Below are 22,046 nucleotides of genomic sequence, written 5' to 3' on the forward strand. Positions count from 1 at the left end.
CGGGAGCGGCTGGCGGAGCCGTCCCGCGTCACGTCGCCATCATCATGGACGGTAATGGCCGCTGGGCGACCGCCCACGGCCTGCCGCGCTTCGAGGGGCATCGGCGCGGCGTCGAGGCGGTGCGCCGGACGGTGCGTGCCGCGGCCGAACTCGGTATCGAGGCGCTGACGCTCTACAGCTTTTCCAGCGAGAACTGGACGCGCCCGGCCGCCGAGATCGGCGAATTGATGAGCCTTCTGAAGCGATTCGTGCGGTCCGATCTCAGGAAGCTTCACGCCGACAATGTGCGCGTACGCATCATCGGCGAGGGCCACCCGACCGATGACGAGGTCGAATCCCTGTTCCGCGAGGCGGAAACCCTGACCCGTGCCAATACCGGGCTCGTGCTCTCCGTCGCCTTCAATTACGGCGCGCGCAACGAGATCGCCCGCGCCGCGCAGCAGCTGGCGCGCGACGTCGCCGAGGGCCGGCTCTCCCCGGAGGCGATCACGCCCGATCTGCTGGCCGCGCGGCTTGATACGGCGGACCTGCCCTCGCTCGATCTGGTGATCCGCACCAGCGGCGAGCAGCGCCTGTCCAATTTCCTGCTGTGGCAGGCAGCCTATGCCGAACTGGTGTTTCTGCCCGTGCTGTGGCCGGATTTCGATCGTTCCTGGTTCGAGAGCGCGCTGACCGAATATGGCCGGCGCGAGCGGCGCTTCGGCGGCGTCGACAACCGCAGGCGCTGAGAGTTTGGCAGTCGGTCCCGATCTCCTGCCGCGGGTCGCCTCGGCGATGCTGCTGGCGCCGGTGGTACTGTTCGCCGCCTTTGTCGGCGGCTGGCCCTTCGCCGCACTGCTCGCCATCGCCGCGATTCTCGTGCTGTGGGAATGGCTGGGCATGATCGCCGCGCGGCCGGGTGGCGTGCTCCTGGCGCTGGGCGGCGGCGCGCTGGCGGCGGCGCAGGCGAACCTGCAATTTAACGGCACTCTCCCGCTCACGCTTGTCCTCACGCTGCTTGGCGCGGCGGCGCTTGCGCTGGTGGCGCGCGGCGGCAGCCGGGAGCGGCTCTGGGCGCTGGGCGGCATGGTCTATGCCGCCGGCGTGGTGTTCCCCGCGCAGCTGCTGCGTGCCGATCCCACGCTTGGGCTCATCAGCCTCGGCTGGCTGCTCGCCGTGGTGTGGACCACCGATATCGCCGCCTATTTCTGCGGAAGGCTGATCGGCGGGCCAAAGCTGTGGCCTCGCGTCAGCCCGAACAAGACCTGGTCCGGCGCGCTCGGCGGGGCGATACTGGCGACGCTCGCCGGCGTGCTGGTGCTTCGCGTCGCGGGGATCGATTCCTTCCTCTACGCCGCGCCGGTCGCCTTCGTGGTCAGCGTGGCGAGCCAGGGCGGCGACCTGTTCGAATCGTCGATGAAGCGGCGCTTCGGCGTGAAGGACTCCAGCCACCTGATTCCCGGCCATGGCGGGCTGATGGACCGGCTCGACGGTTTCATCGTCGGTGCGGCGCTGGCGCTGGCGATCGGCCTCCTTCACGCGCCCGAGGCCCCGGCGCGCGGGTTGCTGATCTGGTGAATGCGGCGATCCGGCGCGGCAGATTTCGGATTCGGGCGGACTTTTGCCCAACTTGGCCTTAAACCTCACGCATGAGTGAGGGGCGCGTCGTCCGGCGTGCTCATTTGGGACTGTGCTGACACATGGATTTTCTCGCCTCGATGGGTGGCAATGCGAGCTGGCTGCTCGGCTATGTCGTGCCGTTTCTCTTCGTGCTGACCATCGTCGTGTTCTTCCATGAGCTCGGCCATTTCTGGGTCGCCCGCCGGGCCGGGGTGCGCGTGGTGGCGTTCTCGGTCGGCTTCGGGCCGGAGATCGTCGGTTTCAATGATCGTCACGGTACGCGCTGGAAGCTTTCGGCGATCCCGCTCGGCGGCTATGTGAAATTCCTCGGCGACGAGAACGCCGCCAGCACGCCCGACCGCGATTCGCTCCAGACCATGAGCGAGGAGGACCGGCGCGGCAGCTTCTTCCACAAGCCGGTGGGGGCGCGCGCGGCCATCGTCGCCGCCGGGCCGATCGCCAATTTCATCCTTGCCATCGTCATCTTCGCCGGCCTGTTCATGACGGTCGGCCGGCAGGTGACGACGCCGCAGGTCGACGCCGTGCAGGCCGGCAGCGCCGCCGAGCGCGCGGGCTTCCTGCCGGGCGATGTGATTCTCTCCATTGACGGCACGAAGATCGAGACGTTCAGCGACATGCAGCGCATCGTCAGCGCGAATGCCGACGTAAAGCTCGATGTCGAGGTTGCCCGCGATGGGCGCAACATCGTGATCGAGGCGACGCCCGACCGGCGCGAGATCACCGACAGCTTCGGCAATGTCCACCGGCTCGGCGTGCTGGGCATCTCCCGCACCACCGGCAACGGCCAGGTGAAGACCGAGCGGCTCGGCCCGGTCGCGGCGGTGTCGGCGGCGACTCATGAAGTGTGGTTCATCGTCGATCGTACCTTCAGCTATCTCGGCGGTGTGGTGACCGGGCGGGAATCGGCCGACCAGCTCGGCGGCCCGATCCGCATTGCGCAGGTCTCCGGGCAGGTCGCGACCTTCGGATTCGGCGCGCTACTGCAGCTCGCCGCCGTGCTTTCGGTCTCGATCGGACTTCTTAACCTCTTCCCGGTACCCTTGCTCGATGGTGGGCATCTGCTCTTCTACGCCATCGAGGCGCTACGCGGCCGGCCGCTCAGCGACCGGGCGCAGGAGGTCGGATTCCGCATCGGTCTGGCACTTGTTCTGATGTTGATGCTGTTTGCTACGTGGAACGATATACTCAATATATCAAAATCTTGACCCTGTTTTCCCAAGGGCGTGGCCTGTGAGCCACGCCCTTGGGAAAAGGCGTGGGTCGGGAGCCGCTTTGGTTTGCAGGCATACCAAAAGCCTGTACAAAGCGGGACGCAGGGTGAAGGGCTGTGCCTGTCCGCGCGAGTGGATGAGTCTGTGCCCAGAACAACGGTAAGGTTGCGCACCAAATGACTGTTTGTGTCCGGTTTGTGAGTAAGATGGCTTCGGTGGTCGGTGTGGTGGCACTGATGGCCGTGGCTGGGGTCGCCGGATCCGTCGTCGTGCCTGTCAGCGCCGTTGCGCAGACCGCCAGCTCCATCGTCGTCGAGGGTAATCGCCGCGTCGACGCCGAGACCATCCGCTCCTATTTCGCGACTCAGCCGGGTCAGTCGCTGACCCCCGCCAAGATCGACGAAGCGCTGAAGTCGCTCTACGCGACCGGCCTGTTCTCCGATGTCACCATCAGCCATGCCGGCGGCCGCCTGGTCGTGCGCGTGACCGAGAACGAGGTCATCAACCGCGTCGCCTTCGAAGGCAACAAGAAGATCAAGGACGAGCAGCTCGCCAGCGAGGTGCAGTCCAAGTCGCGCGCGCCGTTCTCCAAGACCACGGTGCAGGCCGACACCCAGCGCATCATCGAGCTGTATCGCCGCTCGGGCCGCTACGACGTGCGCGTCGAGCCCAAGACCATCGATCGCGGGCAGGGCCGTGTCGACCTCGTGTTCGAGATCACCGAGGGCGAGAAGCTCGGCATCGCGGGCATCAAGTTCGTGGGCAACAAGGCGTTCCCGGACTACAAGCTCAAGGACGAAATGACCACGACCGAGACCAACTGGCTCTCGTGGCTCAAGAACACCGACGTCTATGACGTCGATCGCATCAATAACGACCAGGAGCTGCTGCGCCGCTTCTACCTGAAGAACGGCTATGCCGATTTCCGGATCGTGTCGGTGACCGCCGACCTCGACCGCGCCAAGGAAGGGTTCATCCTGACCTATGTGCTGGACGAGGGCCCGCAGTACCGCGTGGGTGACGTCGAGGTCGTCTCCGGCATCAAGGATGTGCAGCCGGCCACCATCCGCTCCGCGCTGCGCGTGCAGAAGGGTCAGGTCTACAACGCCGATCTGGTCGAGAAGTCGGTCGAGAACGCGACCATCGAAGTCTCCAAGGCGGGCTATGCGTTCGCTCAGGTGCGTCCGCGTGGCGACCGCAATGTCGAGAACCGCACCATCTCGCTGGTGTTCGCGGTCGAGGAAGGTCCACGCGTCTATATCGAGCGCATCGAAATCCGCGGCAACACCCGTACCCGCGACTGGGTTATCCGCCGTGAGTTCGACCTCGCGGAGGGCGACGCCTATAACCGCGTGCTGATCGACCGCGCCGAGCGCCGTCTGCGCAACCTTGGCTACTTCAAGGATGTGAAGATCACCAATGAGCCCGGCACCGCGCCGGACCGCGTGATCCTGGTCGTGCAGGTCGAGGACCAGCCCACTGGCGAGTTCTCGATCTCGGGCGGCTATTCGACGACGGATGGCTTCATCGGCGAAGTCGCGGTCTCGGAGAAGAACTTCCTCGGGCGCGGCCAGTATGTCCGCCTTGCCGGTTCGCTCGGCGAGAACGTGCAGGGCGCCGAGTTCAGCTTCACCGAGCCCTATTTCCTCGATTACCGCGTCGCGGCCGGCTTCGATCTGTCCTGGAAGGAAACCACCGAGACGGATTACAGCCCCTACGATACCTCGACAGCCGCCGGCACGCTGCGACTCGGTCTGCCGCTTACCGACGAGCTGACGCTGGGCCTGCGCTACACGCTGTCGCGCAAGGAAATCTCGATTGACGAGTGCCCGGACTATTACACGGCGCTGCAGTGCGCGATCAATTACAGCGACGTGTCGTGGGCGCTGCGCGAGGTCAATAACGACCCGGCCATCACCTCGGCGATCGGCTACACGCTGTCCTACAATATGCTGGACAACAACATTGAGCCGACCGGCGGCTACCTGCTCGAACTCAAGCAGGACTTCGCCGGGCTCGGTGGCGACGTGAACTACCTGCGCTCGACTTTCGACTCGCGCTGGTACATTCCGGTCTATGGCGACTTCGTGCTGATGCTGCGCGGTCAGGCCGGTAACATCACTTCGTGGGGTGGCGAAAACCTTCGCATCCTGGACAACTTCTTCAAGGGTCCTGATCTGGTGCGCGGCTTCGAGCCTAACGGCATCGGCCCGCGCGACCTGGCCTCGGGCCAGCTTGACGACCAGCCGGACGCGCTGGGTGGCACGCTCTACTGGGGCACCACGGCTGAGCTGCAGTTCCCGCTCACCTTCCTGCCCAAGGAAATGGGCCTGAAGGCCGCGGTGTTCGCCGATGCCGGCTCGCTCTGGGACTATCAGGGCGACACCACCTTCACCAACATTGCCGGCTGGGAAAACAACCTGACCGATTGTTCGGCGATCGCCGGGTCGAACACCCAGGGGCTGAACAATGTCTGCGTCGCCGACAGCGACATGATCCGCTCCTCGGTCGGCGTGAGCCTGATCTGGAAGTCTCCCTTCGGTCCGCTGCGCTTCGACTATGCCTGGGCGCTGACCAAGGAAGACTACGACGAGACGCAGGCTTTCCGCTTCAGCGGCGGCACCCGCTTCTGATCGTCTGATCCGGCTTGAGAGTTGATCGGCGGTCCGGTTCTCCGGGCCGCCGGTTTGTTTGATCGACAAAGGGCGGCGTGCTTCAGGATGAGCGATCCGGTCTTCCATGCCGACCCGGTTCCGCTGTCGCTCGGCGACATCTGCACGCTTGTCGGCGGCACGGCGGCCGAAGGTGCTGACCCGGCGATTTGCGTCACCGGCGTCGCCTCGCTGGAAGGCGCCGGGCCGCGTGAACTCACCTATATGGAGGGCGCGCGCAACGTGCCCGCACTGGCCGCGACCCGTGCCGGTGTCTGTCTCGTCATTCCGCGCTACGCCTCCCATGTCCCGGCCGGTACCGTGGCCGTGGTGGTCGACAAGCCCCATGCCGCCTTCGTCGCTGTCGCGCGCCGTCTCCATGCCGACATGCTGCGCCCGGGTCCGGTCTTCGCCCAGTCCGGCGTCGCGGCGGGTGCCGTGGTGCACCCCCAGGCGCGGCTCGAAGGTGACGTCACCATCGATCCGGGCGCGGTGATCGGGCCGGGTGCAGAAATCGGCGAAGGCACGAGCATCGCTGCCGGCGCGGTGATCGGGCCAGGCGTGCGCATCGGGCGCGGCTGCTCGATCGGCCCCGGCGTCTCGCTGCTTCATGCGCTGCTCGGCGACCGGGTCATCGTGCATCCGGGCGCGCGCATCGGGCAGGACGGCTTCGGCTATCTCGGCGGCGCGAGCCATGCCAAAATTCCGCAGATCGGCCGCGTGGTGATCCAGGACGATGTGGAGATCGGCGCGGGCACCGCGATCGACCGCGGCGGCCTGCGCGACACCGTGATCGGCGAGGGCACCAAGATCGACAATCTGGTGCAGATCGCCCACAACGTGGTGATCGGTCGCCACTGCATCATCGTCTCGCAGACCGGCATCGCCGGCAGCGCCACGCTGGGCGACTATGTCGTGCTCGGCGGGCAGGTCGGCGTGATCGGGCATGTGCGGATCGGCGACGGCGCGCGCATCGCCGCGACCAGCAACGTCAAGGACGACGTGCCCCCCGGCGTGGAGTGGGGCGGCTCGCCGGCCAAGCCGATGCGGGACTGGTTCCGCGAAGTGATGGCGGTTCAACGGCTCGGGCGCGGGGAGGCGCCGGGCGGACCGAAGGGTGTACAGGAAGGACAGACGGGCACATGAACGCTCCGACCGAGGCGCTGGGGAGCGCCGATATCCAGAGAATCCTCGCGGTGCTGCCGCATCGCTACCCGTTCCTGCTGGTCGACAAGATCGTCGGCATCGAGAGCGACAAGCGCGCGATCGGCATCAAGAACGTCACCGCCAACGAGCCGCATTTCCAGGGCCATTTCCCGGAGAACCCGGTGATGCCCGGTGTGCTGATTCTCGAAGGCATGGCGCAGACCGCTGGCGCGATCTGCCTGCTCGGCGAGCCCGGCGAGGCGGCCCCGACGCGGGTCTATTTCATGACCATCGACAAGGCAAAATTCCGCAAGCCGGTAGTGCCGGGCGATGTGCTCGAATATCACATGACGCAGTTGAACAAGCGCCGGAACATGTGGTGGTTCCGGGGCGAGGCGAAGGTGGACGGCCAACTCGTCGCCGAGGCGGAAGTCGGCGCGATGATCTCGCGCGAAGGAGCAAAATGACCGACAAGGTGAAGATCGACCCCACGGCGCGCGTCGAGGATGGCGCGAAGCTGGGCGAGGGCGTCGAGATCGGCCCGTTCTGCACGGTCGGCGCGCATGTCGAGCTCGGCGCGGGGGTAAAGCTCATTTCCCATGTCGCGATTTCCGGCCACACCAGCATCGGTGAGGGCGGAGTGGTCTATCCCTTCGCCGCGCTGGGCTTTCCCCCGCAATCCTATCACTACAAGGGGGAGCCGAGCCGGCTCGTCATCGGCCGCAACTGCATCATCCGCGAGCACGTCACCATGAACCCCGGAACCGCCGGCGGGCACATGGAGACCGTGGTGGGCGATAACTGCATGTTCATGGTCGGCTGCCATGTCGCCCACGACTGCGTCGTCGGCAATCAGGTGATCTTCGCCAACAATGCGACGCTCGCCGGCCATGTCACGGTCGGCGACAATGTGTTCATCGGCGGACTGTCGGCGGTGCACCAGTTCACCCGCATCGGCGACGGCGCGATGATCGGCGGCATGTGCGGCGTGCATTTCGACATCATCCCGTTCGGGCTGATGATGGAAGGCCATGCCGGCCTGCGTTCGCTGAACTATACCGGGCTGAAGCGCCGGGGCCTCACGCTGCTGCAGCGCCGTCAGCTTCAGGCCGCCTATCGCGAGCTGTTCTATGGCGCGGGCACCCTTGCCGAGCGCACCGACCGCGTGGCGGGCGAATTCGGTGACGACGCCAATGTCATGAAGATCGTCGCCTTCGTGCGCAGTGCCGGCAAGCGCCGCCTCACCGTTCCCGCCGATGCCGACGACCATGCCGCCGAGCCCGCGGCGGCCTGATGCCGCGCTGAGCGATGGCGAGCCCGGCGGAGAGCCGCTCGCCATCATCTGCGGCGGCGGCGCGTTTCCGCTCGCGGTCGCGGCCGCCGCGCGCCGGGCGGGGCGCCGGGTGGTGCTGTTCCCGATCCGGGGATTCGCGGGCCCTGACGTCGAGCAATGGCCGCATGTGTGGATTCCCATCGGCCGCTTCGGCACGCTGACAGCCGAGCTGCGCCGCCATGGCTGTCGCGATGTGGTGATGATCGGCAATGTGCTGCGCCCGCGCATCCGCGACATAAGGCTGGACTGGACCACGATCCGTCTGTTCCCGCGCGTGTTCGCCATGCTGCGCGGCGGCGACGACCATCTGCTCACCAGTATCGCGCGCCTCTTCGAGGAATCCGGCTTCCGGTTGCTCGGCGCCCATGAGTTGGCGCCGGATATCCTGATTCCCGCCGGCCGGCTCGGCGCGCGCGCGCCGTCGCAGGAACAGATGGACGACATCGAGACCGGGCGCCGCGTGCTGGGCGTCACCGGCCCGCTGGATATCGGGCAGGGCGTGGTGGTGATGAACCGCCATGTGGTGGCGCTGGAGGCAGCGGAAGGCACCGACCTGATGCTCGCGCGCGTTGCCGAGCTGCGCGCCAATGGCCGCATCAAGAGGCCGGCGCCGTGCGGGGTGCTGGTCAAGCGGCCCAAGGCCGGGCAGGACCGGCGCATTGACATGCCCTCGCTCGGCCCGCGCACGGTGGAGGGCGCCGCCCGTGCCGGGCTCGCCGGCATCGCGGTCGAGGCCGGCGGGGTGATCGTCAGCGATGTCGAGGCGCTGCTGCGCGCGGCCGATGCCGCCGGCCTGTTCATCTATGCCTTTCCGGCCGAAGCGCCGGAGACCACACCGTGAGCGGGGAGCGGCCGCTCGACGTTTTCATCGTCGCCGGCGAGGAATCCGGCGATGCGCTGGCGGCCGGGCTGATGGCGGAACTTGCCGCTCTCGCGCCCGGCGGCGTCCGTTTCCGCGGCGTCGGTGGCGCGCGGATGCAGGCGCAGGGGCTTTCGAGCCTGTTTCCCATGGAGGACATCACCGCCATGGGCTTCGCGCAGGTGATCAGCGGCCTACCGCGCATCCTTAATCGCCTGCGGCGCACGGTGGACGCGATCCTCGCCGCGCCGCCGGACATTCTGGTGCTGGTCGACGCGCCCGATTTCACCCATCGCGTGGCCCGGCGCGTCCGGGCAAAGCGGCCCGATCTGCGGATCGTGAAATATGTCGCGCCTACGGTCTGGGTGTGGCGGCCGGGGCGGGCGAAGGCCATGGCGCCGGATATCGACCGCGTGCTGGCGCTGCTGCCGTTCGAGCCAGAGGAGATGCACCGGCTCGGCGGTCCGCCCACCGTTTATGTCGGCCACCCGCTGCTTGGCGAGCTGGATCATCTGCGCCCGAACGCGCAGGAGGCGGCGCGCCGCGAGGCCGGGCCGCCCGTGGTGCTGGTGCTGCCGGGCAGCCGGCGCGCGGAACTGAGCCGGCTCGGAACTACATTCGGCGAGGTGCTGGCACGCCTTCAGGCGAAGGGCCCTGAGGTGGAAATCGTGCTGCCGACCCTGCCGCGACGGCTCGCGCAGGTCGAGGAGATGGTGGCGGGCTGGCCGGTGAGGCCGCGCATCGTGGTCGACGAGGACGAGAAGCGCCGCTGGTTCCGCAAGGCCCGCGCCGCGCTCGCCGCCTCGGGCACGGTGACGCTGGAACTGGCGCTTGCCGGCATTCCCACCGTCGCGGCCTATCGCGTGCCTTGGCTGGAGGGGCGGATCGCGCCCTACATCATCCGGGTCAAGACCGCGATCCTGCCGAACCTGATCCTCGGCGAGAACGCCATGCCGGAATATCTGCAATGGCACATCGATCCGCCCGCCATGGCCGCGCAGCTGCGCCGGCTGATCGAGGGCGGGGCAGAGCGCGAGGCGCAGCTCGCGGCCTTCGCCCGGCTGGACACCATCATGGGGCAGGACGGTGAGAGCCCGAGTCGCCATGCCGCCCGCGCGGTGCTGGACGTGCTGACCTCCCGCTAACGACTTATATGAAAAGAAAAAAAAACCGCCTTCCACTGACGGGAAGACGGGGCTCTTCATTCAGGAACGACCGCCGAACCCTGAGGCCCGGCGGCGCGCCCGCTCACTTGCGGCGGGCGATCGGAACGTAGTCGCGCGAGGTGGCGCCGGTGTAGAGCTGGCGCGGACGGCCGATGCGCTGGCCGGGATCCTCGATCATTTCCTTCCACTGGCCGATCCAGCCCACGGTGCGGGCAAGGGCGAACAGCACGGTGAACATCGAGGTCGGGAAGCCGAGCGCGCGCAGCGTGATGCCCGAATAGAAGTCGATGTTCGGGTAAAGCTTGCGCTCGACGAAATATTCGTCCTGCAGCGCGATGCGCTCCAGCTCGACGGCGATGTCGAGCAGCGGATCGTCCTTGATGCCGAGCTCGCCGAGCACTTCATGGCAGGTCTTCTGCATGATCTTGGCGCGCGGATCGTAGTTCTTGTACACGCGATGGCCGAAGCCCATCAGACGGAACGGATCGTTCTTATCCTTGGCGCGCTTGATGTATTCGGGGATGCGGTCCACCGAGCCGATTTCGCCGAGCATCTTGAGCGCCGCCTCGTTGGCGCCGCCATGCGCCGGTCCCCACAGGCAGGCGATGCCGGCGGCGATACAGGCGAAGGGGTTGGCGCCGGAGGAGCCGGCGAGGCGCACGGTCGAGGTCGAGGCATTCTGCTCGTGGTCGGCGTGCAGGATGAAGATGCGGTCGATGGCGCGCGAGAGGATCGGGTTGACCTTGTACTCCTCGCAGGGAACCGAGAAGCACATGCGCAGGAAGTTCGAGGGGTAGTCGAGGTCGTTCTTCGGATAAACGAAGGGCTGGCCGATGTGGTACTTGTAGGCCATCGCGGCCAGGGTCGGGATCTTCGCGATCATGCGGATCGAGGCGATCATCCGCTGCTGCGGATCGGCGATGTCGGTGCTGTCGTGGTAGAAGGCCGAGAGCGCGCCGACCGAGGCGACCAGAACCGCCATGGGATGTGCGTCGCGACGGAAGCCGTGGAAGAACCGGCTCATCTGCTCGTGCACCATGGTATGGCGCGTGACGCGGTAGTCGAAATCGGCCTTCTGCGCCGCCGTGGGCAGCTCCCCATAGAGCAGCAGGTAGCAGGTCTCAAGGAAGTCGCCGTTCTCGGCGAGCTGTTCGATCGGGTAGCCGCGATAGAGTAGGACGCCCTCGTCGCCATCGATATAGGTGATCGAGCTTTCGCAGCTCGCGGTCGAGGTGAAGCCGGGGTCGTAGGTGAACATTCCGGTCTGGCCATAGAGCTTGCCGATATCCACCACGTCGGGGCCGATGGTCCCCTTCAGGATCGGGAGATCCCAGCTCTTCTCGCCAATGGTCAGAGTGGCGGATTTCGCCGAATTGCCGTTACTGGCGTCCATGCGGATCTCCCTAGGAAATGGACCGATATGTCGATGGGGTGGTACGTTACGGAGCGTGACCTTGCGTGTCTGTTCGGAAAGGTGCCGCGCCGCGCTGTATTGGCATGCGTCGCCGGAGGGCGGGGTGCCCTCCTTTGGCCCGATTTCCCAAGTGGTAGCGGTTTCGCCTGCTGCTCGCAAGCGCAGCGAATGAGGTATCCGAGGGCTGCCAGATGGTTTCCAGCGCTTGGATTCCGTTATTTCGCAGTCGCATCATATTCCTGCTGAAGCGGGATCATCCAATAGTCGAGGCGGTCTGGTCGGCCAGCCGCGCCAGCGCCTCTTCCTTGCCCAGAACCGCCAGCACGTCGAAGATTCCCGGCGAGGTGGTGCGCCCGGTCATCGCCGCCCGCAGCGGCTGCGCGATGGCGCCGAGCTTGACGCCGGCGGTCTCCGCCGCCTTGCGCACGGCGGCCTCGGTGCCGGCCGCCGTCCAGTCGGAAACCGCCTTCAGTTCCGTGCCCGCCGCTGCCAAAAGCCGGCGCGCGTCCGGGGTGAGCAGGGCGCTCGCCTTGTCCTCCATCGCCAGCGGACGGGCGCGCCAGATATAGGAGGCGCTGTCGATCAGCTCGACCAGCGTCTTGGCGCGCTCCTTGAGGCCGGGCATCGCCGCCAAAAGCTGGGCCTTCCTCTCCGGGGTGAGGGCGCTCGCAAGCGCGGCGCCGTCCGGCAGGTAGGGAATGAGCGCATCGATCGCGGCCACCAGCTCGGCATCCGGGGTCGCGCGCATATAGTGGCCGTTGATGTTCTCGAGCTTGGCGAAGTCGAAGCGCGCGGCCGAGCGACCCACCCGGTCGAGGTCGAACAGCGTGCTCATTTCCTCGGTGGAGAAGATTTCCTGATCGCCATGGCTCCAGCCGAGGCGCACCAGATAGTTGCGCAGCGCGGCGGGCAGATAGCCCATGGCGCGATAGGCATCGACGCCGAGCGCGCCGTGGCGCTTGGAGAGCTTGGCGCCGTCCGGCCCGTGGATCAGAGGGATATGCGCCATCTTCGGCGCCTGCCAGCCCAGCGCATGGTAGATCTGCGTCTGGCGCGCGGCATTGGTGAGGTGGTCGTCGCCGCGGATGATGTGGGTGACGTCCATGTCGTGGTCGTCGACCACCACCGAGAGCATATAGGTCGGCGTGCCGTCCGAGCGCAGCAACACTAGGTCGTCGAGTTCCTTGTTCTGGAACACCACGCGGCCCTGCACCAGATCGTCGATCACCGTCTCGCCTTCCGTCGGCGCCTTGAGGCGGATCGCGGGCTTGGCGCCGGCGGGAGCCTCGGAGGGGTCGCGGTCGCGCCAGCGCCCGTCATAGCGCGGGGCGCGGCCCTCCTTGCGGGCCAGCTCGCGCATCTCCTCCAGCTCCTGCGCCGTGGCGTAGCAGGGATAGGCGCGGCCGGCGGCGATCATCTGCTCCACCGCCTCGCGATGGCGCGCCGCGCGGGCGAACTGGTAGACGACGTCGCCGGACCAGTCGATGCCGAGCCATTTAAGCCCGTCGATGATCGCCTCGATGGCTTCGGGCGTCGAGCGCTGGCGGTCGGTGTCCTCGATGCGCAGCAGCATCGTGCCGCCCTTGGCGCGAGCGTAGAGCCAGTTGAACAGCGCGGTACGGGCGCCGCCAATGTGCAAAAAGCCGGTGGGCGAGGGGGCGAAGCGGGTAACGACCTTCTCGGACATGTCAATTCCGTCTCGCGCCGCGGAAATCAGGCGGGCCAAAGCATAGCGGGCGCGGACGGTGCGTGTACCATAGGTCCGGGACAGGGGAAAAGGCACCGGAGCGGCCGCCGGCCGCATCGGGTGCGCAAGAGCGCCGGAGCGAGGCGTGGCAGCCGGGGGCGAACATCGGCCGGAGCAGGGGAGCGTCGTCCCGGCGCGCATCGGCGCGCGGGCGGCGGGCGAGGTCGCGCGCGGTCCCGTGGCCGGCCTGCCCTTTCTGCCGGAAGGCCTCGCGGGGCGTCTGCCGGCCGCGCTTGGAGCGGCGCTGGCGCACGAGGTCGAGGACCGGCGCGGCTTTCTCTACGCCGTCATCGGCTTCGGCCTCGGCGTGGCGCTGTATTTCGGCGCCGAGTATGAGCCAATGGCGTATGTCGCGCTGCTGCCGGCCGGGCTGATCGTCGCGCTGGCCTGGCTGGCGCGGGCGCGGGCCGGGGCGTTTCATCTCTTCGCGCTGGCGGCGGCGATCTCCTGCGGCTTCGCCGTGGCGAGCCTGCAGGTGCAGCGCCTCGCCCATCCGGTGCTCGCGCAGACATTGACCGCGGTCAAGCTGTCCGGTTTCGTCGAGGCGCGCGAGCGGCGCCCGCGCGGCAGCCGCATCACCCTACAGGTGACGGGCATCGAGCGTCGGCTGAGCACGGTGCCGGAGCGCGTGCGCGTGACGCTGGCGACGCGCGATCCCCCGGCAATCGGCAGCCATGTGACGCTGCGCGCCACCCTCTCCCCGCCGCCGGGCGCCTCGTGGCCGGGCGGCTTCGATTTCGGCCGCGCCGCCTGGTTCGATGGTATCGGCGCCACGGGCTTCGCGCTGGGCAAGGCGCAGGAGAGCGCCGCGCCCGGCCCGGTGCCGCTCTCGCTGCGCCTTGCCGCCTGGCTCGACGCCCGGCGCAACGAGATAGCGGCGCGCATCACGGCGAGCGTGCCGGGCGCGGCAGGTGGCATCGCGGTGGCGCTGGTCACCGGCTTGCGCGACGCGGTGCCCGAGCCGATCGAGGAGAGCATGCGCATTTCCGGCCTGTCGCATGTGCTGTCGATCTCCGGCCTGCACATGGCGCTGGTCGCGACCACCGTGTTCTTCCTGGTACGGGCGCTGCTCGCCTTGTTTCCGCCGCTGGCGCTGCGCTACCCGATCAAGGCATGGGCAGCGGTGCCGGCGGCGCTGGCGGCGACCTATTACCTGGTGCTGTCCGGCGCGGAGGTGCCGACGCAGCGCTCCTATGTGATGACGCTGCTGGTGCTGGCGGGGGTGATCGCGACCCGCCCGGCGCTGACGCTGCGCACTCTGGCGCTGGCCGCGCTCGCCGTGCTGGTGCTCACCCCGTGGGCGATCCTCGACCCCGGCGCGCAGATGTCCTTCGCCGCGACGCTGGCGCTGGTGGCGGCCTATCAGCGTTTTGGCGATCGATTGTCCCGGCCGGCGGGGGCGGCCGTGGGCGGGGGAATTGCGGGCATGCCGGCGCGCTATGTCGCGGCGCTGGCACTGACCTCGCTGGCGGCCGGGCTCGCCACCGCGCCCTATGCCGCCTTCCACTTCCACCGGCTGGCGCCGCTGAGCCTCATCGCCAATCTCGCGGCCACGCCGCTGGTCTCGTTCATCATCATGCCGGCCGGGCTGATCGGCTGCCTGCTGATGCCGTTCGGCTGGGACGGGGCGGCGTGGTGGGCGATGGGATGGGGCATCGATGCCATGGTGGCGGTGTCGAATGCGGTCGCGGCGCTGCCGGGGGCCGATAGCGGCATCCGCGCCATGCCGGCGGCGAGCATGATTCTGCTGAGCGGTGCGTTGATCGTGCTGTGCCTCGCGCGAAGCTGGCTGATCGTGCTGGCCCCGGCGATGCTTGCGGGCGCGCTGTGGCTCGGCGCGCGCGCGCCGCTGCCCGATGTTCTGGTGGATACGCAGGCGCGGACGGTGGCGGTGCGCGGCACGGACGGCCGGCTCCATGTCATGGGCGACCGCGATGCCAGGCTGGAGCGACGTTTTGCCGTGGAGCAATGGCGCGGCATGGAGGGCGAACGCGCCACGACGGCCGGGGCCGCGCCTGATCTTTATGCGCCACGCTGCGATGCCGAAGGCTGCACGCTGGAGACCATGCGCGGCGCGCGCGTGGCGCTGTCGCGCCGGCCGGATTCGCTGGCCGATGATTGCCGGCTGGCCGCGCTGGTGGTGACGAGCGCGACGCCGCCTAAGGACTGCGCCGCGCAGGTGCTGCGGATCGATCCGCGCCGGCAGATCGGCGGAGTGGCGCTGTATGCCGACGAAGAAGGGGGCTGGCGGGTCGAGACCGCGCGACCGGAACAGCCGAGGCGGCTCTGGCATCCCGGCTTCGGCCAGGCTGACGCGCGCGCTCTGGCGAAGGCGGAAGGGGCAACGCCGTCCGGCGAGACCGCCACGCCACGCGAGGCGCCGACGGCCGGCGATGACGCGTCGGAGCCCTAGATTCTTCGTCGGAGATGTTACCCGAAGGATCAGATGTCAGTAGTGGCTCTGACGGGATCAGGCGGGAATAGCCGGGATCGAACGGTCAAAAGCTATATCTGGCCGGCATTTGCGGGCGGCGGCGGGAAGCTTTTCCACGGAACGGGGCGCGAAGGATCAGATGTCAGCGTTTCTGCGCAACCAGGCCGGCGCGAAGGATCAGATGTCATCGCCTAGCGGGAGCGACGGTCCATCTGGGATTCTGTAAGCCCTCGCCAGGAACAAGTACATGAACGATGCTCGGAGCACCACGCAAACGGGAACGTCGGAGGGGCTTCAAGAGTCGTCCCGTCCATGGCGTCGCATCCTGAGCAGCACGGCAGGGGCCCCTTTACGACTAGAGCGGCAACGAAGATACGACCGAAACTTGGCAGCGAGCGGGCGCGATAATCGTCCATCCGCTGTCGGCGCTGCTGAAAGTCGTGATCGCTCATACGGATATCACCACGCAACCGCGGGCAACTCCCTCTTGAAAACGGTTCGATAAATGGTCGCAGCCTGGGCCTTTGCTGCCGACGCTTCGGCGGCATCCAAGCGACCGCACTCGTATTTTATGTTCGATATGTCGCCCGCATCGACCTTTGGGCTTCCCGAGCCAATAATTACGATCCGCCACGCGCATCCGAGCGCTTTATTCTGAATCACCAGGCCACCACAACCTGAGCTGAGGCAATACGCAACATTGCGCTGGCCAGCATAGTCGCCCTTCCATGCGCGTTTATTATCATCTTCCATCCTCTGGACGTTTTTTTTACAATCCGCCTTTTCGGATGTATCGGAACAGTACATAAAGTTGATCGGAAGCTCCTCAAAGGCCAATGCCTGAGAAGACATCCAAAAAAACAACACTGCGATAGCGGCTGCTCTCAAAGTTCTCTCTCCCCCCAGCGCACGCGGCCGATGATCTTAAAGGCTTCCCCAGCAGGGACAGCCCGTTCGGGGAAGGCGTCTCGATTGTCCGACATCATGATGATGGTGCCTGGCTCACGCCGCAACCGCTTGACGTAGGCCTCATCCCCGATCCTGAACACATAGATCGCGCCGTCCCGGATGCGCGCGCGCGCGTCGGGCGAGACGTCGATGATCATAGGATCCCCATGATGAAGGGTCGGCACCATACTGTCGCCATCGGCCTCGATATAGCGCGCATGCTCGGCCCGCAGATTGAGGCGGCGCAAAACCTCGTCGTGGATCGGCACCGTCTCTCCCGTCTCGTCGAGAGCCACGAAACCGTTGCCGGCAGAGGCGCGGAAGGCAAGCCGCTCGATCATGGAGGCAGTCTTTGGCGCCATGCTTTGAGATTGAGACTGGGCTTGTGGTTGCGAAGCGCCCGGACCCATAAGAAGCGCGACGGGGTCGCAGCCCAAACGGACGATCGCCGCAAGAAGGTCTGCGTCAGGCACTCGCTTGCTGAGTTCGTAGCGTCCTAGCGACTGCGCCGAGATCTGGACATCCAAACGGTCCGCCATTTCCGCGAGCGTCCAGCCGTTGGCCTCACGAAACGTCCTGATTCGCTCGCCAATGCTCACAGTGTGGGCCTTTCGCAGAAAAACTTGTTCTTCGCGAAGAAACTAGGGCCGATTGGCGCCCCAGTTTCGCGAAGGAAAATACCATTACCAATCAATGTATTAGTCCAAATAGACGCTCTAAGGGCCAATCGGCGCTTTGCGAAGCGGCCAAATGGAGTTGACACGTCCAATTGGACGTCTAAAGCTCCTTGCCATGGCAATAGCGAACGCAAGCTCTGACATCCCGAAAAAACCCGCCGAAAGGCGGGTGTGGATCCTGATGCAGCTCAAGCTGGCGGGGTCGTCCTGGACGGCTCTCGCACGAGAAATAGGCGTCACCCGACAAGCGGTTCAGTACGCGGCGGGAGGTCAGCCCTCCCAATTTATCGAACGCGTTCTGGCCGCCAAGATCGGGGTCCGCCCGGAAGACTTGTTCCCGGAACACTGGACCTCCGCAGGGGTCCGCATCCCGATCAGTCAGCCGTTGCTGCAACGAGCGAAGCATAGCGATTCCGCCTCAGTCCGCCATGTCCAATCGCGCGAGGTCGCCTGACATGACACTCAATCCGCGCCTTCGCACACGCCGCTACCGCCGCCCTGGCGATGCGCTCACCACCTTCCTTGTGTTCCTCACCCTTATGGTGGGTTCGTTGAGCACGCTCGTCGGCCTGCTCCAGGCGGTGAGGTGATCATGCGCCCGTCTCCCGCCCATGGCTCCCGCTGGCTGATCGACGTCGCAACGCTCGATGCGGCCATGCGTGACGGTCGACGGCCTCATGTCGCCGTCGTGATGGATGTCGCGACACGGCGCATCATCACCTCGCAGGTCGGTAGCGACCGCGAGCTTGCGGTAATGACGGCGCTGCGGACCGCCGTGCGCGGCTCCGGTGCGCCGGAGCTGATCTATGTCGACAGCGGATGTCCGCTGCCGGCTAAGGCGCTCGCCGATCTCGGCATCCGCGTCGAGGTGATGGGGGCGCTCCAGGCAGCTTGCCGCATGGGCCCGATCGAGCGGTACTTCAACTCGCTGCGCGTCACCCTTGGCATCGGGGGGGCAGCATAATGTACGTCATCGGTCGCCTCGAACCCGATCACCGCTCCGGCTGCATCTACTGGTCGGGCTCGGTCACCGTCGATCCCGGTCCTGCGGATACCGCGACCATGCTGATCGGGGAGGCCGTCAACAAGCACAGCGTGCTCGTGCTCGGCGATGCCGATGTCGCGGCCGGGCTCGCGCTCTGGCTCAACACCTCGCCTGCCCTCAAGCGCCATCCGGGCGCATCACTCTGGCGCGCCATGCCGCTGCCCACCGAATTCGGGAGGGCGGCATGAAGTCGCTCAGCGACGCCATGCGCGGCGCCCTTCAGCATCTTGCGGGCAGCCCGCCCGCGCATCGAGTGCGTCGCGGATGGGCGCTCGGCGACGGCCAGATCATCGCTCCGGCGACAGTCGATGCGCTGGAAGCGCGCGGCCTCGTCGCCAAGAAATTCGCCGGCCTCGCAACGGTGGCGCTCACCGCCGCCGGCAAGGAAGCGGCCAAGGTGGAGGGTCGGTCATGAGTTCCGGTCAGGAAACCGCCGTTCGCTCGCCGGAAACCGAGCTCACTTGGGCGCTGATCAATTATGCGCTCTCGCAGCGGCATCGGTCCAAAAGGATCGGCCGGAAGATGATCCGCAAGATCCTGCGGAAGCTCGGCGCCGAAGGGCTCGACGCCGAGACCGTGCTGCATCTCAGCCGCCTGCAAGCCGACTAGGACTGGGGTTCTGCATGTCCCATATCGCCACTCTCGGCCTCAATCCGCAGCGCCTCAGCGAACTCGGCCAAAAGCTTGCGAGCGCTCGGAAGTGCGTCGTTGATGCCGAGCCCCTCCTCGCCGACAGCGAAGGTCAGGTCAACGTTATTGCCTTGGCTCAAAATGGAAAACTTCACGTTGAAGGCGGGATACATAGGGCCGGCGTCTCGCATGTAGGGGCCGACCAGTCCATCGAACTCGATGTTCTTGGCGATAACTTTAACGTCCATTCCTCTTCTCCCGACTCGTTGTTTGGCGACCTCAGTGTCGGGGAAGCGCGCCACCTGCGCCAGTGGTGGGGCGGCGGGGCTACCCGCAACCTCCCTAGCGAAAACTGCCGGGCGGGCGCGCCGCACGCCGCCCGTCCGGCTCCTTTTCCACCAGGGCATATGAGCACCTTGGCGCAGTCTGGTAGCGCGCCGCACGAGCGGAGCCGAGCACTGTTGCAGGGTCGCAACCTGCCGCATCTCGGGAGGTCGGCCGACCTCGCGCCGGTTCAAATCCGGCAGGTGCTCGCTTCATTTCCGGCGCGGAGGCGCTGATCATGAATCGCCGCCGCGACACCCGCACCCTCGACCTGTTCGCCGACTGGACGCCGCCGGCGGTCACCGACCGGCCGGACGAGCGCGTGCTCCGCGCCCGCACCCTGCGCGAACGGATCGCGCTGGCGGTCGCCGAGGTCCTCGACGGCTGCAAAGACAGGACCCGCGAGCAGATCGCGGCGGAAATGACCGAGTACCTCGGCGGCGAGGCGGTCTCCAAGGCCATGCTCGACAATTACGCCTCTCAGGCCAAGGACGAACACACGATCTCGTTCGCTCGTCTCGTGGCGCTGTGCGCGGTGACGGGCGACCATCGCCCGCTCCAGCTCGCGCTTGATCCGCTCGACCGCGTGAGCATCGAGACGCGCTATGTCGGCGCCATCCAGGAGGCCATGGCGCGCGAGCAGATGGAGCGCCTGGAGCGTCTTGCCCGCGCCGGACGGCGCCAGTGGCGGGGAGCGCGCTGATGCGGGAGCTGTCGATCGGCGAGATCGCCGACATCCTCAGTTTGACCAAGCGTGCGACCGAAATGCGCGCAACCCGAGAAAGCTGGCGCTATCGCGTTGGCACCGGCACCGGCCGGCCTCGCTTCTACGACCTCGCTGATCTGCCCCCGGATGTTCGTTTCGCCTGTGCGTCAGCGCAGCTTGCGGCGATCGACGTCCCGCTGCCGGTGGCTCAAGCCGCCGAGGCCGAGCCGGAAGCCGAACGGCTCTCCAGCGCGGCCGCCGAGGCGCGGGACGCACGGCTGGCCATCATGGTGGCGCTCGACCGTTTCACCCGTGAGGGTGGCCTGTCGCGCGCCCGCGCCGACGCGCTGTTCTGCAAAGCCTTCGAGGTGGGCTCGATCGAGGTCGCGGAATGGGTCCGGGCCTCTGTCCGCACCATCACCCCGCGGACCCTGTTTCGCTGGCGTGCCGCCCGTAAGGCCGGCGAGACGCATCGGCTCGGCGTCGACAAGGGCGCCGCCCGGCGCGGCCGTGGTGCCCTCGATATCGCCAATGATGGCGAGGTCCGCGCGGTGATCCTCGCGCACATGGCGCAGAACCCGTTCCTCTCCGCCGACCATGTCCGCACAGTGGTGAAGGACCGGTTCGGCGAGGTGCTCGATATCGGCGGCGACGTGGTGCCGCTGCCTACCGTCCGCACCTTTCAAATGGCTTTGAAAACATGGCGGCAGACCTATGCCGCCGAGCTGATGGCGCTGACCAATCCCGACGCGTTCAAGGATCGGCTGCGAGTGTCGGGCCGGTCGGCGCACCTCGTGAGTCGCTGCAACGAGCTTTGGGCCATCGACGCGTCGCCGGCCGACGTGCTCACCAAGGATGGCCGCTACAGCATCTATGTCGCGATCGACGTTTTCTCGCGCCGCCTGATGGTTCATGTGACCAAGACGCCGCGCTCTGCGGCGGTCTGCCTCCTGATGCGCCGCGCCATCATCGCTTGGGGCGTCCCCGAGCGGGTGAAAACCGACAACGGCTCGGACTTCGTGGCGAAGGCCACCCAGCGCGTCATGGCGGGCCTCGGCATCGAGGTCGAGCTCTCCGCTCCGTTCTCACCCTGGCAAAAGGGTACGATCGAGCGCGCGATCGGCACGGTGCAGCGTGACCTGATGCGCACGCTGCCGGGCTTCATCGGCCACTCGGTATCCGACCGCAAGGCGATCGAGGGTCGCCGCGCCTTCGCCCAGCGGCTCGGCTGCGATCCCGACAAGGCTTTCGTGGTCGACCTGACGCCGGACGAGCTCCAGGACTATTGCGACCGATGGGCCGAGGATCGCTATGCGCATCGACCGCATAGCGGCCTCGGCGGTCAAACCCCCTTTGTCGTCGCCAGCGCCGACCGCACTACGATCCGCCGGCCGGATATCCGCGCGCTCGACATGCTGCTGGCGCCGATCGCGGGTTCCAACGGAATTCGCGTGGTCGGCAAGGAAGGCGTCCAGATCGACTACACCAAGTATGTCGTCGCGGCGGTTCCTGTTGGAACCGAGGTGCTGGTTCGCATGGACCCGGCGGATATGGGCCGCGCCTTCCTGTTCGATCCCGCCGGCGAAAGCTATCTCGGCGAGGCGATCGCGCCCGAGCTCGCCGGCATTGACCCGGCCGAGGCGGTCCGCCGCGCACAGGCCGAGCAGAAGTCGCTCCTCGCCGAGCGCACCAAGGAACTGCGCAGGATCAAGGTCAAGCCGCGCGACGTGGCCGACGCGATCCGCCGCGAGGCGTCCGGCCATGCGGCGACGCTGCTGACCTTCCCGAAGCGCGAGGAAGCCTACACCACGCCGGCACTTGATGCCGCCGCCGAGGCAACGGCTCCGCCGGCGCCGCCCGCGCAGATGCCGATTGAGATCCGCGAGCTCCAGCAGCGCCTGCTGGCCGAGGAAAACGTCACCCCGATCCGCCGCGAAGAAAACCCGCATGACCGCTGGAAGCGCGCTTGCGCCATCGCCGAGCGCATGGGCGCCGGCCAGCCTGTGGCTCCGGCGGATGTGCTGTGGCTCGGCGGTTATCGCGAGGGATCGGAATTCAAGGGGTTCGCCCTGACTTATGGCGACCCTCTGGAAAAAGAAAACCCGGCCGAAGCCGGGATTTGAAAGTCAAATTAA

General features: G+C 66.9%; 23 protein-coding genes and 1 pseudogene. 19 read left to right on the forward strand and 5 right to left on the reverse strand.

The features are described from left to right. Positions 1-44: 44 nt before the first annotated feature. The 9 genes from VRZ77_RS16395 (at position 45) to lpxB (ending at position 9,965) form a co-directional block, all read left to right on the forward strand. A complete protein-coding gene (locus VRZ77_RS16395; protein ID WP_414593717.1) occupies positions 45-728 on the forward strand; it encodes an isoprenyl transferase in 684 nt (227 codons plus the stop codon). A 4-nt stretch (positions 729-732) separates the two neighbouring features. Continuing rightward, positions 733-1,557: a phosphatidate cytidylyltransferase gene (locus VRZ77_RS16400; RefSeq protein WP_414593676.1), complete on the forward strand. Its 825-nt coding sequence runs from the start codon at positions 733-735 to the stop codon at positions 1,555-1,557. Positions 1,558-1,679: 122 nt separating this feature from the next. Next, positions 1,680-2,825, forward strand: coding sequence for an RIP metalloprotease RseP (gene rseP, locus VRZ77_RS16405; RefSeq protein ID WP_414593677.1), 1,146 nt, complete (start codon positions 1,680-1,682; stop codon positions 2,823-2,825). A 212-nt stretch (positions 2,826-3,037) separates the two neighbouring features. Next, positions 3,038-5,464, forward strand: coding sequence for an outer membrane protein assembly factor BamA (bamA, locus tag VRZ77_RS16410; RefSeq protein WP_414593678.1), 2,427 nt, complete (start codon positions 3,038-3,040; stop codon positions 5,462-5,464). An 87-nt stretch (positions 5,465-5,551) separates the two neighbouring features. Further along, a complete protein-coding gene (gene lpxD, locus VRZ77_RS16415; RefSeq protein ID WP_414593679.1) occupies positions 5,552-6,628 on the forward strand; it encodes a UDP-3-O-(3-hydroxymyristoyl)glucosamine N-acyltransferase in 1,077 nt (358 codons plus the stop codon). Then, positions 6,625-7,095 carry a 3-hydroxyacyl-ACP dehydratase FabZ gene (gene fabZ / locus VRZ77_RS16420; protein ID WP_414593680.1) on the forward strand — a complete coding sequence of 157 codons (471 nt, stop codon included), beginning with the start codon at positions 6,625-6,627 and terminating at the stop codon, positions 7,093-7,095. The genes lpxD and fabZ overlap by 4 nt, the downstream gene beginning before the upstream one ends. Continuing rightward, entirely contained in the window at positions 7,092-7,922 is an 831-nt protein-coding gene (gene lpxA / locus VRZ77_RS16425) for an acyl-ACP--UDP-N-acetylglucosamine O-acyltransferase (protein WP_414593681.1), read from the forward strand. The genes fabZ and lpxA overlap by 4 nt, the downstream gene beginning before the upstream one ends. Continuing rightward, positions 7,897-8,802 carry an LpxI family protein gene (locus VRZ77_RS16430; RefSeq protein ID WP_414593682.1) on the forward strand — a complete coding sequence of 302 codons (906 nt, stop codon included), beginning with the start codon at positions 7,897-7,899 and terminating at the stop codon, positions 8,800-8,802. The genes lpxA and VRZ77_RS16430 overlap by 26 nt, the downstream gene beginning before the upstream one ends. Beyond that, a complete protein-coding gene (lpxB, locus tag VRZ77_RS16435) occupies positions 8,799-9,965 on the forward strand; it encodes a lipid-A-disaccharide synthase (RefSeq protein ID WP_414593683.1) in 1,167 nt (388 codons plus the stop codon). Before VRZ77_RS16430 ends, lpxB begins: the two co-directional genes overlap by 4 nt. Positions 9,966-10,068: 103 nt before the next feature. Here the strand turns inward: lpxB and gltA are convergent, their stop codons facing one another. Continuing rightward, positions 10,069-11,379 (reverse strand): citrate synthase, encoded by a 1,311-nt coding sequence (gltA, locus tag VRZ77_RS16440; protein ID WP_414593684.1) that lies wholly within the window; start codon positions 11,377-11,379, stop codon positions 10,069-10,071. Positions 11,380-11,653: 274 nt separating this feature from the next. After that, positions 11,654-13,087: a glutamate--tRNA ligase gene (gene gltX / locus VRZ77_RS16445; protein WP_414593685.1), complete on the reverse strand. Its 1,434-nt coding sequence runs from the start codon at positions 13,085-13,087 to the stop codon at positions 11,654-11,656. 145 nt (positions 13,088-13,232) lie between these two features. Between gltX and VRZ77_RS16450 the strand changes: the two genes are divergently transcribed. After that, positions 13,233-15,560 carry a ComEC/Rec2 family competence protein gene (locus VRZ77_RS16450; protein ID WP_414593686.1) on the forward strand — a complete coding sequence of 776 codons (2,328 nt, stop codon included), beginning with the start codon at positions 13,233-13,235 and terminating at the stop codon, positions 15,558-15,560. A gap of 480 nt (positions 15,561-16,040) precedes the next feature. On the opposite strand, the gene VRZ77_RS16455 is transcribed toward VRZ77_RS16450, so the two are convergent. Both VRZ77_RS16455 and VRZ77_RS16460 read right to left on the reverse strand, forming a co-directional pair. After that, positions 16,041-16,469 carry a hypothetical protein gene (locus VRZ77_RS16455; protein ID WP_414593687.1) on the reverse strand — a complete coding sequence of 143 codons (429 nt, stop codon included), beginning with the start codon at positions 16,467-16,469 and terminating at the stop codon, positions 16,041-16,043. Then, positions 16,466-17,128 carry an XRE family transcriptional regulator gene (locus VRZ77_RS16460; protein ID WP_414593688.1) on the reverse strand — a complete coding sequence of 221 codons (663 nt, stop codon included), beginning with the start codon at positions 17,126-17,128 and terminating at the stop codon, positions 16,466-16,468. The genes VRZ77_RS16455 and VRZ77_RS16460 overlap by 4 nt, the downstream gene beginning before the upstream one ends. 259 nt (positions 17,129-17,387) lie before the next feature. Here VRZ77_RS16460 and VRZ77_RS16465 point away from each other — a divergent pair, with 259 nt between their 5' ends. From VRZ77_RS16465 to VRZ77_RS16490, 6 genes are read left to right on the forward strand one after another with little or no spacing between them, the layout of a single operon-like run. After that, complete coding sequence (locus tag VRZ77_RS16465) at positions 17,388-17,660, forward strand: helix-turn-helix domain-containing protein (RefSeq protein WP_414593689.1); 273 nt, start codon at positions 17,388-17,390, stop codon at positions 17,658-17,660. A 1-nt stretch (position 17,661) separates the two neighbouring features. After that, entirely contained in the window at positions 17,662-17,796 is a 135-nt protein-coding gene (locus VRZ77_RS16470; RefSeq protein WP_414593690.1) for a hypothetical protein, read from the forward strand. A gap of 2 nt (positions 17,797-17,798) precedes the next feature. After that, on the forward strand, positions 17,799-18,170 hold the full coding sequence (locus VRZ77_RS16475) for a hypothetical protein (protein ID WP_414593691.1): 372 nt from the start codon (positions 17,799-17,801) through the stop codon (positions 18,168-18,170). After that, positions 18,170-18,439 (forward strand): hypothetical protein, encoded by a 270-nt coding sequence (locus VRZ77_RS16480; RefSeq protein ID WP_414593692.1) that lies wholly within the window; start codon positions 18,170-18,172, stop codon positions 18,437-18,439. Before VRZ77_RS16475 ends, VRZ77_RS16480 begins: the two co-directional genes overlap by 1 nt. Then, complete coding sequence (locus VRZ77_RS16485; protein WP_414593693.1) at positions 18,436-18,666, forward strand: hypothetical protein; 231 nt, start codon at positions 18,436-18,438, stop codon at positions 18,664-18,666. Before VRZ77_RS16480 ends, VRZ77_RS16485 begins: the two co-directional genes overlap by 4 nt. Next, positions 18,663-18,860: a GNAT family N-acetyltransferase gene (locus tag VRZ77_RS16490; protein ID WP_414593694.1), complete on the forward strand. Its 198-nt coding sequence runs from the start codon at positions 18,663-18,665 to the stop codon at positions 18,858-18,860. Before VRZ77_RS16485 ends, VRZ77_RS16490 begins: the two co-directional genes overlap by 4 nt. On the opposite strand, the gene VRZ77_RS16495 is transcribed toward VRZ77_RS16490, so the two are convergent. Continuing rightward, on the reverse strand, positions 18,857-19,129 hold the full coding sequence (locus VRZ77_RS16495; protein ID WP_414593695.1) for a hypothetical protein: 273 nt from the start codon (positions 19,127-19,129) through the stop codon (positions 18,857-18,859). The genes VRZ77_RS16490 and VRZ77_RS16495 overlap by 4 nt on opposite strands. Before the next feature lie 162 nt (positions 19,130-19,291). Between VRZ77_RS16495 and VRZ77_RS16500 the strand changes: the two are divergent. The 3 genes and pseudogenes from VRZ77_RS16500 to VRZ77_RS16510 all read left to right on the forward strand — a co-directional run bounded on the left by VRZ77_RS16500 (position 19,292) and on the right by VRZ77_RS16510 (position 22,034). Further along, positions 19,292-19,414: pseudogene (locus tag VRZ77_RS16500) on the forward strand. Positions 19,415-19,443: 29 nt separating this feature from the next. Next, entirely contained in the window at positions 19,444-19,908 is a 465-nt protein-coding gene (locus VRZ77_RS16505; protein ID WP_414593696.1) for a hypothetical protein, read from the forward strand. After that, positions 19,908-22,034 (forward strand): DDE-type integrase/transposase/recombinase, encoded by a 2,127-nt coding sequence (locus tag VRZ77_RS16510; RefSeq protein ID WP_414593697.1) that lies wholly within the window; start codon positions 19,908-19,910, stop codon positions 22,032-22,034. The genes VRZ77_RS16505 and VRZ77_RS16510 overlap by 1 nt, the downstream gene beginning before the upstream one ends. The last annotated feature ends 12 nt before the right edge of the window (positions 22,035-22,046 follow it).

This window comes from Ancylobacter sp. G4_0304, assembly GCF_047501495.1.
Lineage (GTDB): Bacteria > Pseudomonadota > Alphaproteobacteria > Rhizobiales > Xanthobacteraceae > Ancylobacter.

What these genes read in the sequence shown, in the direction of transcription:
- VRZ77_RS16485 (WP_414593693.1), top strand. Translation starts at nt 18,436, where the DNA reads ATGAAGTCGCTCAGCGACGCCATGCGCGGCGCCCTTCAGCATCTTGCG.
- VRZ77_RS16430 (WP_414593682.1), top strand. Translation starts at nt 7,897, where the DNA reads ATGCCGCCGAGCCCGCGGCGGCCTGATGCCGCGCTGAGCGATGGCGAG.
- VRZ77_RS16510 (WP_414593697.1), top strand. Translation starts at nt 19,908, where the DNA reads ATGCGGGAGCTGTCGATCGGCGAGATCGCCGACATCCTCAGTTTGACC.
- gltX (WP_414593685.1), bottom strand. Translation starts at nt 13,087, where the DNA reads ATGTCCGAGAAGGTCGTTACCCGCTTCGCCCCCTCGCCCACCGGCTTT.
- gltA (WP_414593684.1), bottom strand. Translation starts at nt 11,379, where the DNA reads ATGGACGCCAGTAACGGCAATTCGGCGAAATCCGCCACTCTGACCATT.
- VRZ77_RS16490 (WP_414593694.1), top strand. Translation starts at nt 18,663, where the DNA reads ATGAGTTCCGGTCAGGAAACCGCCGTTCGCTCGCCGGAAACCGAGCTC.
- VRZ77_RS16470 (WP_414593690.1), top strand. Translation starts at nt 17,662, where the DNA reads ATGACACTCAATCCGCGCCTTCGCACACGCCGCTACCGCCGCCCTGGC.
- VRZ77_RS16505 (WP_414593696.1), top strand. Translation starts at nt 19,444, where the DNA reads ATGAATCGCCGCCGCGACACCCGCACCCTCGACCTGTTCGCCGACTGG.
- lpxD (WP_414593679.1), top strand. Translation starts at nt 5,552, where the DNA reads ATGAGCGATCCGGTCTTCCATGCCGACCCGGTTCCGCTGTCGCTCGGC.
- VRZ77_RS16475 (WP_414593691.1), top strand. Translation starts at nt 17,799, where the DNA reads ATGCGCCCGTCTCCCGCCCATGGCTCCCGCTGGCTGATCGACGTCGCA.
- fabZ (WP_414593680.1), top strand. Translation starts at nt 6,625, where the DNA reads ATGAACGCTCCGACCGAGGCGCTGGGGAGCGCCGATATCCAGAGAATC.
- bamA (WP_414593678.1), top strand. Translation starts at nt 3,038, where the DNA reads ATGGCTTCGGTGGTCGGTGTGGTGGCACTGATGGCCGTGGCTGGGGTC.
- VRZ77_RS16495 (WP_414593695.1), bottom strand. Translation starts at nt 19,129, where the DNA reads ATGGACGTTAAAGTTATCGCCAAGAACATCGAGTTCGATGGACTGGTC.
- VRZ77_RS16480 (WP_414593692.1), top strand. Translation starts at nt 18,170, where the DNA reads ATGTACGTCATCGGTCGCCTCGAACCCGATCACCGCTCCGGCTGCATC.
- rseP (WP_414593677.1), top strand. Translation starts at nt 1,680, where the DNA reads ATGGATTTTCTCGCCTCGATGGGTGGCAATGCGAGCTGGCTGCTCGGC.
- VRZ77_RS16465 (WP_414593689.1), top strand. Translation starts at nt 17,388, where the DNA reads ATGCAGCTCAAGCTGGCGGGGTCGTCCTGGACGGCTCTCGCACGAGAA.
- lpxA (WP_414593681.1), top strand. Translation starts at nt 7,092, where the DNA reads ATGACCGACAAGGTGAAGATCGACCCCACGGCGCGCGTCGAGGATGGC.
- VRZ77_RS16395 (WP_414593717.1), top strand. Translation starts at nt 45, where the DNA reads ATGGACGGTAATGGCCGCTGGGCGACCGCCCACGGCCTGCCGCGCTTC.